Genomic DNA, 12530 nt, shown 5'->3' on the forward strand with positions numbered 1-12530 from the left:
AATGTAAATTTCACCCGTTCCGGCGAATGTATTGACCACACCTTCACCGGTGCCGATTGACTGCCAGAAGCCATTTTCTAAATGAATATCGTAGTCCAGCTCCTTGCTCCAGGCTACTACATGGGCATTGTCAATGGTAATCCGATCATCCTTGAGCTCTACCTTTTGGATAGACCCAAAGGAATTGACCAAGAGCGTGCCCTGCCCCTGAGTCGTCATGACAAAGAGACCGCCCTGACCGCCAAAGAGAGCCCGACCCAGACTCTGACGCTCCATGACATAAGATGCCGAACCATCCAGAGCCAGAAAGGCACCATCATTGAGGCGATACTGCTTCTCTCCCAGATAAAGCGGCACAATCTGCCCCGGCATATTAGGCGCCAAGGCCAGCCGGCCGTTATTGCTCTGAGCCACCGCCTGGGTGACAAAGACGCCCTCGCCGGACGACAGGGACCGTCCTACTGCCTTGACAAACTTTCCCAAGCCTGAATTCGCTTCCGCATTGAGCTTGGTATTGAGAACAACATTGGGCGTATGGTAAATCATACTGCCGCTCTGGATATGGACGGACTCCGAACAGTCTAAGGCAATCTCCGCCAAGGGAAATTGGCTGTTGCTGGTTATGGAAAAATTCATGCGATTATCTGCCATCTCTTTTGTAAACCTCCTAAAACTAAGCTAGAGAATCCCTGTCTAAACCAGACACCTCAGGCTGCTTCAGACAAACTCTGTTTTTCCTAGCACTATTATAGCATGCACAAAAGAGCTTGACAAGGCTGAAAAGGAAAGCTATCAGCCAAAGACCCTTTTGAGAACCTCTCCAATGGTCGCTACGCCGACCACCTCGATATTTTTGGGAATCTTGAGGCCGTTCAGAGAGTTCTTCGGAGCATAAATCTTGGTAAAGCCCAGTTTGGCCGCTTCGTTGATGCGCTGCTCGATGCGGTTGACCCGACGGATTTCACCCGTCAGGCCGATTTCGCCGATAAAGCATTCCTGAGGACTGGTCGGCAGGTCCTTGTAGCTGGAAGCAATAGCCACCGCTACAGCCAGGTCAATAGCTGGCTCATCCAGTTTGACGCCGCCGGCTGATTTGAGGTAGGCGTCTTGATTTTGCAAGAGCAGGCCCGCCCGCTTTTCCAGCACCGCCATGATCAGGCTGGCCCGGTTAAAGTCCAGCCCCGTCGTGGTGCGCTTGGCGTTGCCAAACATGGTCGGCGTTACCAAAGCCTGCACCTCAGCCAAAATCGGCCGCGTCCCTTCCATAGTCACCACGATGGAAGACCCCGTCGCCCCGTCCAGCCGTTCTTCCAAGAAAACCTCACTGGGATTGATAACCTCGACTAGACCGCCGGACTGCATTTCAAAAATGCCGATTTCATTGGTCGAGCCAAAACGGTTCTTGACCGCTCGTAAAATACGGAAAGTGTGCTGACGCTCGCCTTCAAAGTAGAGGACCGTGTCCACCATATGCTCCAGCGTTCGGGGACCAGCCAGAGTGCCTTCCTTGGTCATGTGGCCCACGATAAAGGTCGCGATGTTATTGGTCTTGGCCAGCTGCATGAGCTCGGCCGTTACCTCGCGGACCTGAGAGACAGACCCCTGCACGCTGGAAATCTCCGGCGACATGACAGTCTGAATGGAGTCGATAATCAGAAAGTCTGGCTTAATCTTCTCGATTTCGGTGCGAATCTGCTGCATATTGGTCTCAGCGTAGAGGTAAAACTCGCTGTCAATGTCCCCCAAGCGCTCCGCCCGCAGCTTAATCTGCTCGGCTGATTCTTCCCCGCTGACATAAAGGACCGTGCCTTGATGAGAAAGCTGCGTCGATACCTGCAGAAGCAGGGTAGACTTGCCAATCCCGGGATCCCCGCCGATCAGGACCAGACTGCCCGGCACGACACCGCCGCCCAGCACCCGATTAAACTCGTCCATGTCGGTCTTGGTCCGATGAACATCAATCGAAGTGACCTCAGCCAGCTTCATGGGCCGCGTCTTTTCACCTGTCAGGGAAACGCGGGCATGCTTAACCTCAGGCGCTTCCACTTCCTCGACAAAAGAAGACCATGAGCCGCAGTTAGGGCAGCGGCCCAGATACTTGGGCGAATGATATTCACAATTTTGACAGACAAAGGTCGTTTTTTTCTTAGCGATGGTGATTCTCCTTATTTTCTAATAATCCAAACAAAAGTAGATAAGACCTGACACACCTGCTCTATATTAGTAAAGCCAGCCTCTTCTAGCAGGCCTGCAACTTCTTGAGGCGAGAAGGAATTCATCAAACTAGTTTGATTCTCATAAGTACGCTGAATTTGTTGCTGATTGGCTCCTAGCTCTGAAGCAAGTGTTTTCCAATAGCCCAGTTGCTGGTTGGAAAAAAAGCTAAGAATCAGAAGGCCATCTTCACTTAAAGACTCATAAATTTTTCGAAGAAAAAAGCTGGGATTTTCAACAAACTGCAATACTAGCAAGCAAGAACAAATCTGATAAGCAGAAGGCAGCACTGCTTCTTCAAATCGACTATTAAGATACTCCGCTTGAGGCAGATGAACCTGACTTTTAAGCTCTTGTAGCATCGCCTCACTTGGCTCTACTACCGTCAATCCGGCCTTAGGAAATAAGGATGCCAAACCATTTAACTCATCCGTCTGGCTTGCCAAAGCTAACACCTTATCGACTTTTAAACCGGGTGCTAACCTAAGCAATACTCCTCGGAAAATCACATCTAGCATCACATCATAGCCTGGAATTTTCTGACGAATTTCTGTTGAATAGTCCTTGTTCTTAAATTCTTTCATATTTCTTTTATCTCTAAATCCTTTTGTTAAGATTCTTTTTACAACGAAAAATTAAAACTTCAGTTCACATTCAACAAACTGGCAAAAATCAATCTGCTGATCAGCTACAAACTGGCGGATGAGCATGCGATGGGCTACAAGAGCTACCGTCTCGTATTCTCTGTATTTACTTAGGGTACGCACAAAGCGGTCTTTCATCTGCTCAGCTGTCTCATACCGGACAGGACTTCCTGAAGGAAGTGAGCCTTTATTTTCAAAAAACAGCTTCCGAGCCTGCTCAAACTTTTCTGTCCCGCTCTCATATACCTGCCATTCATGCAGAAAAGGCTCGACAAACAGCGGCAGCTGGCGTCCTCGAATCAGATAAGAAGCCGTTTCTAAGGCCCGCGTCACAGAAGAAGAAACCAGAATGTCCGCCTGATCCAGCAAGGGATTGCCGGCAGCCTCAGCTGCCATCTGACGGCCAGCAGCAGACAGAGGAGCCAAGTCCAGCCCAAAGCCAGTATAGCCGGCCGCTTCCAAGAGAGAATAATCTGGCTCTCCGTGGCGGATAAAAATGATGTTCATGCTAAGTTCCTCATAAAGCTATCCAATCTTGATTCCGCAATCTTGCCATTGCTTCAGTGTTTTAGAGAATTTCTTCTGGTTAGCAACTCCGACAGCGGACAAATCGATGGAAACCTGATAATTCTCCTTGACTGCTGCCAAAACGGAAGCCTTGACACAGCCATTGCCATCGACCCCAATAAACTCTATGCTTTTAGCACCGTTTCCCTCTAAAAACTCTTTCAAGTCCGGATTGGTAAAGGAAGAAGGCCAGCTCTTTTCAAATACATGCTGCGAAACAACTTGCAGGCCGGCCGCTTCCAAGAGAGTATAATCCGGCTCGGCATGGCGGATAAAGATGATCTTCATTTTATACTCAATGAAAATCAAAGAGCAAACTAGGAAGCTAGCCGCAGACAGCTCAAAGCACTGCTTTGAGGTTGTAGATGAGACTTCCGCAAGAAAGGGTCAAAAGTACGGCAAGGCGACGCTGACGTAGTTTGAAGAGATTTTCGAAGAGTACTAGTGCCCCGTGCTGCCAAAACCGCCGGTCCTGACGCCGTCGGCCTCGTCACCGTCAGCGATGAGAAAGGGTGCAAAGACCGCCTGTACAATGCGGTCGCCGGCCTCCAGCACCACCTCTTGGTCAGTGATGTTTTGCATCTGGGCAAAGATATGGCCTTCGTTTCCAGGATTACCATAGTAGTCACCGTCAATCACCCCGACCGAATTAATGAGAACCAGGCCTTTCTTGCGGGGATTGGACGAGCGGTCGTAGAGATAGAGGACCTCTCCTGCCTGCATATAAGCCTTGACGCCAGTCGGCACCAGCTTAATCTCGCCCGGCGCGATGACCGTGCGCTCGGCTACTTTCAAGTCATAGCCTGCTGCGTGGGCCGTCTCCCGCTTGGGCAGCAAATCTTCATTTGTAAAGCTGGAAACCAGCTCGAATCCGCGAATTTTCATGATTGTCTCTTTTCTGCATTTTCTGTTCCTATTATACTAAATTCGCAAAGAACAAGCAAAAAGCAAACCAGTTCCAGTTTGCTTTTTAGAAATAGGGTTTTCATCATATGTGTTTCATGAAAAATAATCAAACCGAATAATCTGCTCATCCACATTGACTTTGGCTTTTACTCCAAAAGGAACAATCGCTCTTGGAGTGGCATGCCCCACATTGATATTATAAACAATCGGGAGTTCTCCATCCACCACTTCAAGCAGAATTTGCTTATATTCGTCATAATAAGTTTCATCCATTGGTTTTCCCACAAGCACTCCGCTTAAAACAGTAAAAATTCCCGTTGTTTTTAACGTTTGCAGCATGTTTCTAAATAAAGCCGGGCTTGGCTTTTCTTCGCTGGTTTCTAACAAAAGGATTTTCCCCTGCCACTCCGAAAGGCTTGGAAAGAGTTTATACTTTGCGCACACTTCAACCGTATCGGCGTATCTGGAATTGATAAAAATGTCATAAAGAGATTCCAGACAGCCTCCTAAAATCTCCCCTTGAAATACCGGATTGCCTTTTAGCAGTTCAAAGCCTTGATTTTCATGATCAATCCGCTGTGTTCCCAAGGCTTTTTCACTGAAATCAGTTCTTTCGTCATACCAGACTTTGCTGGGCCTCATTTCTGAAATACCTCCTGTCTCAATCAATTCTTGAAAATAAGAAAGAGAGTAAGGCAGCATCTCCTGATCTAATTCACAAATATCAGCGAGAAAAGACTGCCCATAAAAGGTTTTGATTCCCAGCTTATGCAGCATCAGATGATTGATGGTGGTATTCGAAAAACCCAGAAACGGTTTCTGATTGACCGCTTTTTTTAACTGGTCCTCTTCAAACAAATAAGGCAATAAACGATAAGTGTCATCTCCGCCGATAGCACATAAAATCATGTCTATGGAGGAATCCTGAAAAGCCTCCATCAAATCCTGCGCTCTGGCCTCAGGGTGCTTCTCTAGATAATCCAGCCCTTTTCGTGCATGCTCCAAGAACTTCACCTCAAGGCCTAACTCTTTCAAACGCCTGACTCCCAGCTCCACCTCATGCTGGACAAAATCCTCACCAATCAACCCGCTTGATAAACTGACAATTCCAACCGTCTTGATCATATCCTTTTACTCCGCCTTTCTTTATCATTTGCAATATTATAGCATAATTTTTCACTGGCAGACCAGTCAATTTGGTTCTGATTTTTCTCTCTCGAAACAGCGCTGATATTCCATGAAAATCAAACTCAGACCGAGCATGAAACACTGCTTTGAGGTGGCAGACAAGGGCGGTGGGACAGCCTCAAAGGGTTTACAGCTGATGGTATTTACAAACCAAAATAAAGGCCATTTGCTGTAAGAGCAGAAAAAAACCGCCGATTGGGCGGTTCTTATAGGGAGATTATTATGAAAAAGAAAAGTTTTAGGATTTCTAAACAAAGTTAGGAGGTCTTTGTTTATGTTTTACATTATAGCTCCCTAACCTTAAAATTTCCTAAAAGTAAATCCTTTTTTTTATAATTCCTGCAAAAGGTAGCTGAAAAGCTCTAAATTCCCCTTTTCTTCATGGATGAGAAATTCCGGATGCCACTGAAGACCGATGATGCGGTGGCTGTCGACGGACTCAATGGCTTCGATGGTATTGTCTCTGGGGTCAAAGGCTGTCGCCCGGAAATTAGGCGCCAAATCCTTAATGCTCTGCCGATGGACAGAATTAATCTGACTGGCCCGACCAAAGAGACGTTCCACAACACTGCCCTTCTCTGTGCGAATGGAGTGGGACGTTCCAAAGGGCAGTCCCTGCCAATGATTGTCAATATGCTGATGGAGCGTGCCGCCAAAGGCAACATTGACCAGCTGCAGACCGCGGCAGATAGCCATAACCGGCTTATCCTGACGCAGAGCTTCTTCCAGAAGGGCCAGCTCAAACTCATCGCGGGCGATATGATAATCCTCGCTGTCAATGGTCTTTTTCTCTCCGTAGAACTGCGGATGCACATTCTGCCCGCCGGTCAAAATCAGCTTATCAATGGTTTCGACATAATCTCTGACCAGACTCTTGTCTCCGACAGGAATCACCATAGGCAGACCGCCGACCATACGGATGCTCTCTGCAAATTTGCAGGACACGGATGAATGGATATTTTTTCCACCCTCATCAACCGGACAAAGATTTGCCGAAATGCCAACAATCGTTCTGCACATACTGTGATTCCCCCTTATCTTGATATAGTATATCTTACCACTCCTTGCAAAAGCCGTCCAATAGAATTTTTTTAAGCGGGTGATAAAAAATTTTTATAGAGGAAAACCAAACATTGAACCGCTTACATTTTTGAAAAAATTGTCAGAAAATTATTTACTTTTCGTCAGAAATTGTTATAATAAGTTAAGTAATGTAAAAATCATCATTTGGAGGTCCCTATGAAAAAAAGAAAACTCTTTCTTGCCGCAGGTGTCACTCTGCTTTCTTTCGGCATTCTGGCAGCCTGCTCCAGCAATTCCCAGTCTAGCAGCAAGATCTACAGCTATGTCTTTACCGCTGACCCAACGACTTTGGACTATATTCAGTCTGCTAAGGTCTCTACTCACGAACTGACGACCAACGGCGTTGACGGCCTGCTGGAAAACGATAAATACGGCAATCTCGCTCCTTCACTGGCAGAAGACTGGACCGTTTCCAAAGACGGCCTGGTCTACACTTACAAGCTGCGCAAGGATGCCAAATGGTACACTGCTGACGGCGAAGAATACGCCGATGTTAAAGCACAGGACTTTGTCACAGGAATCAAGCATGCCGCAGATGCCAAGTCCGACGCTCTCTTGCTGATCCAAAACTCCATCAAAGGCCTGAATGACTACGTAAACGGCAGTAACAAAGACTTTTCCGCCGTCGGTGTCAAGGCACTTGACGACTACACAGTAGAGTACACCCTCAATCAGCCTGAAACCTACTGGAACTCTAAGACCACAGCAGGCGTTCTGATGCCGGTCAATGAGGATTTCCTGAAAAAAGAAGGGGACGGCTTCGGACAGGCAAACAAGCCCGACTCGATCCTTTACAACGGACCGTTTATCATGAAGTCCATCACCTCTAAGTCATCTGTCGAGTTTGAGAAAAACCCTAACTACTGGGACAAGGATAAGGTCAAGATTGACGGCCTCAAATTTGCCTACTATGACGGTTCAGACCAAGATTCTCTGGCCCGCGTTTTCGGAGACGGCGGCTACAGTCAGGCCCGGCTCTATCCAGCGACTTCCAGCTATTCTGCTATTGAAAAGAAATACAAGGACAATATCTTCATGACAGAAGCCGGTCCTGGGGTTGGTCTGATCAGTGTCAATATCGACCGTCAGGCCTACGAGCATACATCCAAGACCAGCGACAGCCAAAAAGAAGCAGCCAAAAAAGCCCTGCTCAATAAGGACTTCCGTCAGGCTATGGTTTTCGCCTTCAACCGCGAGACTTTCTCTGCTCAGGTCAACGGCGAAGCAGCTGCTAAGCCGGCCATCCGCAACCTCTTTGTGCCGCCGACTTTCGTTCAGGCTAACGGCAAGGAATTTGGAACCTTAGTCGAGGAGGCCCTGACCGGCTACGGCGACGAATGGAAAGGCAGCAAGCTTTCAGATGGTCAGGACGGCTTTTACAGCACTGAAAAGGCCAAGGCTGAATTTGCCAAAGCCAAAGAAGCCCTTCAGGCAGAAGGCGTAGAGTTCCCAATCCATCTGGATGTTCCGGTCGCTCAAAATTCTACCAACCATGTCAACCGCATGCAGTCTCTCAAGCAGTCTCTGGAGAACACGCTGGGCAAGGACAATATTTCAATTGACCTGCAGATGATGAGCGAAGACGAGGCCCTAGGCGTTACCTACAATGCAGAATCTGCCAGCCAGCAGGATTGGGATCTGAACGGAATGGTCGGCTGGGATCCGGACTACCAAGACCCTTCAACCTATCTGGATATTCTGCTTCCGGGCTCTGACTCTCAAACCAAGACCTTCCTTGGCTTTGAAGGAGCTGATAATGCGGCGGCCAAGGCAGTAGGACTGGATGAATATGACAAACTGGTCGAAGAAGCCGGCAAGGAAACACAGGACATCAGCAAACGCTATGAAAAATATGCTGCAGCACAGGCTTGGCTGACAGACAGCGCTCTGATCATCCCAACCATGACCAGCAAAGGCGCAGCACCGTTTATTTCCCGCGTCGTCCCATATACAACTTCCTACGCCCAAACCGGTACAAAAGATTCTGCTTACAAGAAATATACCGAAATCGGCGACGAGACCATCACTACCAAAGACTACGAAAAAGCCCATAAAAAATGGCTCAAGGAAAAAGAAGAATCCAATAAAAAAGCCCAAGCAGACTTGGAAAAACACGTAAAATAAAGGGCTTGATGAAGCGCCAAAACCACCCCGCAGCTGATTGCAGGGTGGTTTTTTCGTTTATTCAAACACAAACTGATTATGATACAGTTCGGCATAGAAGCCGTCTAGCTGCAGCAGTTCTTTGTGGGTGCCCTGCTCAATGACCTGACCGTCCTTAAGGACAATGATTTGGTCGGCATTGAGAATGGTCTTGAGCCGGTGGGCAATGACAAAGCTGGTACGGCCGGCTACAATGGCCTCCATGGCATGCTGAATCTTGCTTTCGGTCACGGTATCGACATTGGAAGTCGCTTCATCTAGGATCAGCACCTGCGGATCCGTCATCAGGGTGCGGGCGATGGAAATCAGCTGCTTCTGGCCGGTTGAAAAGATATTTTGATCGTCATCCACCAAGGTATCGTATTGGTCAGGCAGACTCTCGATATAGTCGTGGATATGGGTCGCACGCGCGGCGGCTTCCACCAGCTCCTGGCTGGCATCCGGCACACCGAAGCGGATATTATCGCGAATGGTACCGCTGAAAAGGACTGACTCCTGCAGAACAATCCCGACTCCTCGGCGCAGGCTGTCCAGTTCGTAGTCGCGAATATCCCGGCCGTCAAAGGCAATGCGCCCGCCATCGACGTCATAGAAACGGTTGACCAGATTCATAATGGTGCTCTTGCCCGATCCAGTCGGCCCCACAATCGCCGTCATCTTGCCCTTGGGCGCTGAAATGCTGACATCGCGCAGGACGGGCTTGCCCTCCACATAAGAGAAGTCCACATGGCTAATCTCTACACTTTCGCGCAGCTCGGTAAAGGCCGGAGCCGGCTCTGGGCGCACTTCCTCAGGAGCGTCAAACATTTCCTGAATACGGTCGGCGCCGGTAAAGGCCAGCTGCAGGCTGCCCCAGCTGGCTGCCACCTGAATGATAGGCTGATAGTATTCCCGGGAAAACTGGGCAAAGGTAACGACCAAGCCAAGAGCCACTGAGGTTTCGAGGGAAGGGTCGTTCAGGACCAGAGCCGAACCCAGAAAGATAACAATGGCTGTATTGATCAAGCTCATGCCGTTCATGATAGGAAAGAGCATGCCTGAAAAGGCCCGGCCCTTGAATGTCGCTGAGCGAACTTTATCGTTCTGCTGGATAAAGCCCTGAATCACTTCCTCCTGCAGTCCTTGGACGATGACGGCCTTCTGGCCGGAAATGGTCTCATCCATATAAGCATTGAGACGGCCGACTTCCTTTTGCTGGAGATCGGTGTATTTGCGGGCCAGCCGCACAATAATCCAAAGGACCAGAAATGCCACTGGGGTGCTGGCGACAGTCACCCAGGCCAGGGTCGTATTGCGCAGAAACATGACGGCAATCAGTCCCAGATACAGAGCGGCATTGCTCATGACCTGAATCAGACTTTCATTGAGGGCCTGAAGGATATTGTCCAGATCGCTGGTGAAGCGTGACAGAATATCTCCGTCCTGATGGCTGTCAAAGAAAGCCACCGTCATCTTGGACAGCTTGGCAAAAAGCCCTTTGCGCATGTCATTGGTCGAGTGGGCAATGACCCTGCTCATGAGACTCATGTACAGCAGATTGCCCAGAGCATAGAAGATAACCGCCAGTCCCAGATTCCACATAACAGCCATGAAGCCGGCAAAAAGAGCCGGACTGTCAGCCGCTGTTCCCTCGGCATAAGCCGTGCCTGCCTTGACCAGCTCAGTCACAGCCTGACCCATATAAATCGGAAAGAGGGCCTGCAGGACCGTTGACAGGATAATGGCCATGATGACCACTGCAAATGAAAGCTTGTACTTTCTGAAATATGACCAGAAAAATGCTGCTGTTTTCATCTTAGTCCTCCTTTCCTTTCTGGGTTTCGTAGATTTCACGGTAAACAGCGTTATGAGCGACTAATTCAGAGTGAGTGCCTTGGCCGATTAAACGGCCTTGATCCAGCACCAAGATCTGATCAGCATGAACCACCGAGCTGATCTTTTGGGCAATAAGAATCGTCGTCGTCCCCTTAAGGTCTTTGTTCAGTGCTTCCTGTACCAGCTTTTCAGATTTGGCATCCAGAGCCGAGGTCGAATCATCTAAAATCAACAGCTTAGGATTGCTGACAATACCGCGGGCAATGGACATCCGCTGCTTCTGCCCGCCTGAGAAATTACTGCCGCGCTCCTCTACCTGACTGTGGTAGCTGTCTTCCATGCGGCTGATAAATTCGCTGGCCTGAGCAATGCGGGCCGCCCGCTCCATTTCAGGAACGGTGGCATCTGCCTTGCCCTGCCGGATATTGTCGGCAATGGTTCCGCTAAAGAGAATGGCCCGCTGCAGGACGATGGAAATATTTCTGCGCAGCGTTCCCTGACTGAGCTCCCGCAGGTCTTTTCCTCCCAGCCTGATCGTGCCTTCCTGAGGGTCGAACAAACGCGGAATGAGCTGGGCCAAAGTAGACTTGCCTGCTCCGGTCGCTCCGACCACTCCGACCATCTGACCGGCTGCAATCTCAAAGCTGATGTCCTTGAGCATGGGCTCATCGTCATTGGGATAGCTGAAAGTGACATGTTCAAAGGACAGGCTGCCAGCCAGCTCCTCGTCCGGCACGTCCTGAAAAGTCATGGCCGGATCCGTTGCCAAGACTTCCCTGATCCGCCGGAAAGAGATGATAGCCCGGGTTACCGTATTGCCCAAAAAGCCAACCATAATAATGGTAAAGATAATCTGACCGAGGTAGGAGATGAACGAAGCAATGGCTCCGACTACGCCGGGGTCGCTCTCCACCATGCCGGCCAGCACCCAGATGGACAGAAAAACTGCCCCATAGCCAAAGAGCATCATCATAGGCTCAATAACCGAAAAGACATAGCCGATATAGAGATTCTGCCCCAAAAGGTCATCTGAGACCCCCGTAAACTTCTCAAACTGATGCTTTTCCTGCACAAAAGACTTGACCACGCGCACGCCCCGGAGATTTTCCTTGGCAATGCCATTAATCTTATCAACCAGAGTCTGGAAAATGGCAAAGCGGGGACCCATTTGCCCCATCATTGCAGCCGTCAGCAGAAAGATAATGACAACCAGCAGGACAATAATCCACCACAGAGCCGGCAGGGTCATGACTGCCAGGACGAAAGAGCCCAGAAAGAGAATGGGCAGGCGGAGCAAAATCTGAAAGAGCATCATGACCATATTTTGGATCTGATTGATATCATTGGTCATGCGGACAACCAGATTGCCGGCATTGAACTGCTCAATATTGGCATAAGAAAAAGTCTGAATCTTACGGAAGGTTGCCTCACGCAAATCAGACGACACCGCTTGAGCGATATAGGCTGCAAGGGTCACATTGATACCGCCGGCCAAGAGGCCCAAAACGGCAATCCCAATCAGCCAGACACCGATACGACTGATTTCCTGATGATTGCTGGCTAGCAGGGCATTCAGGACATCCTGCAGGTAGAGGGGCTGCAGGAGGGAGCTGGCTACCATGGTGCTGGTCATCAGAAATGAGGCCAGCATGAGCCATTTATACCTAAAAAAAGTTTCTTTAACATGATTTCTCCTCATCGTTTTTAAAACCTGTGTTTGCAAGGAGGGGCTCTGAAGGGGGCTTTATCGTCATTTAGTTTATCGTTTATTGCTTTGTTAGCTCGCCTTGCTCCAACAGTCCAGAAGGACTGTTGGAGTCTGGGACAGACTCCCATGATGGCTGAGACTTCCTAGCGGAAGCCTTATCTGCCACCTCAAAACCTCCACTGGAGGTTTTGAGCAACTCGCTGCCCTATCGTCCTATATTTTAAGCGATAGGCTGAAACTGT

Annotated in this window: 10 protein-coding genes and 1 pseudogene; 1 reads left to right on the plus strand and 10 read right to left on the minus strand. The window is 49.1% G+C overall.

What is annotated here, in order from left to right; genetic code table 11:
• The 8 genes and pseudogenes from STRDD11_RS02030 to STRDD11_RS02070 all read right to left on the minus strand — a co-directional run.
• Window positions 1–651 (minus strand): TIGR00266 family protein (locus STRDD11_RS02030; protein WP_128835342.1); only part of this gene is annotated, 651 nt, incomplete at its 3' end.
• 141 nt (window positions 652–792) lie between these two features.
• The gene (gene radA, locus STRDD11_RS02035) at window positions 793–2160 is read right to left on the minus strand and encodes a DNA repair protein RadA (RefSeq protein WP_128834861.1); all 1368 of its coding nucleotides are present in this window, start codon (window positions 2158–2160) and stop codon (window positions 793–795) included.
• 5 nt (window positions 2161–2165) lie between these two features.
• Window positions 2166–2798: a class I SAM-dependent methyltransferase gene (locus STRDD11_RS02040; RefSeq protein ID WP_128834863.1), complete on the minus strand. Its 633-nt coding sequence runs from the start codon at window positions 2796–2798 to the stop codon at window positions 2166–2168.
• Between the two features lie 51 nt (window positions 2799–2849).
• Window positions 2850–3365, minus strand: coding sequence for a histidine phosphatase family protein (locus tag STRDD11_RS02045; protein ID WP_128834865.1), 516 nt, complete (start codon window positions 3363–3365; stop codon window positions 2850–2852).
• An 18-nt stretch (window positions 3366–3383) separates the two neighbouring features.
• Window positions 3384–3662, minus strand: a pseudogene (locus STRDD11_RS02050) (isochorismatase family protein); the annotation flags it as partial.
• Window positions 3663–3866: 204 nt separating this feature from the next.
• Window positions 3867–4310, minus strand: coding sequence for a dUTP diphosphatase (locus tag STRDD11_RS02060; protein ID WP_128834869.1), 444 nt, complete (start codon window positions 4308–4310; stop codon window positions 3867–3869).
• Between the two features lie 114 nt (window positions 4311–4424).
• Window positions 4425–5456, minus strand: coding sequence for a S66 family peptidase (locus STRDD11_RS02065; protein WP_128834871.1), 1032 nt, complete (start codon window positions 5454–5456; stop codon window positions 4425–4427).
• A 393-nt stretch (window positions 5457–5849) separates the two neighbouring features.
• Entirely contained in the window at window positions 5850–6539 is a 690-nt protein-coding gene (locus STRDD11_RS02070) for a gamma-glutamyl-gamma-aminobutyrate hydrolase family protein (RefSeq protein WP_128834873.1), read from the minus strand.
• Window positions 6540–6758: 219 nt separating this feature from the next.
• Between STRDD11_RS02070 and STRDD11_RS02075 the strand changes: the two genes are divergently transcribed.
• The gene (locus STRDD11_RS02075) at window positions 6759–8726 is read left to right on the plus strand and encodes a peptide ABC transporter substrate-binding protein (RefSeq protein WP_128834875.1); all 1968 of its coding nucleotides are present in this window, start codon (window positions 6759–6761) and stop codon (window positions 8724–8726) included.
• Window positions 8727–8783: 57 nt separating this feature from the next.
• Here the strand turns inward: STRDD11_RS02075 and STRDD11_RS02080 are convergent, their stop codons facing one another.
• Both STRDD11_RS02080 and STRDD11_RS02085 read right to left on the minus strand, forming a co-directional pair.
• On the minus strand, window positions 8784–10559 hold the full coding sequence (locus STRDD11_RS02080; protein ID WP_128834877.1) for an ABC transporter ATP-binding protein: 1776 nt from the start codon (window positions 10557–10559) through the stop codon (window positions 8784–8786).
• A gap of 1 nt (window position 10560) precedes the next feature.
• Window positions 10561–12279, minus strand: a complete 1719-nt coding sequence (locus tag STRDD11_RS02085) for an ABC transporter ATP-binding protein (RefSeq protein ID WP_128834879.1) — start codon at window positions 12277–12279, stop codon at window positions 10561–10563.
• Window positions 12280–12530 lie beyond the last annotated feature (251 nt).

The sequence above is a fragment of the Streptococcus sp. DD11 genome (assembly GCF_001578865.1).
In the GTDB taxonomy this organism is placed as follows: Bacteria; Bacillota; Bacilli; order Lactobacillales; family Streptococcaceae; genus Streptococcus; species Streptococcus panodentis.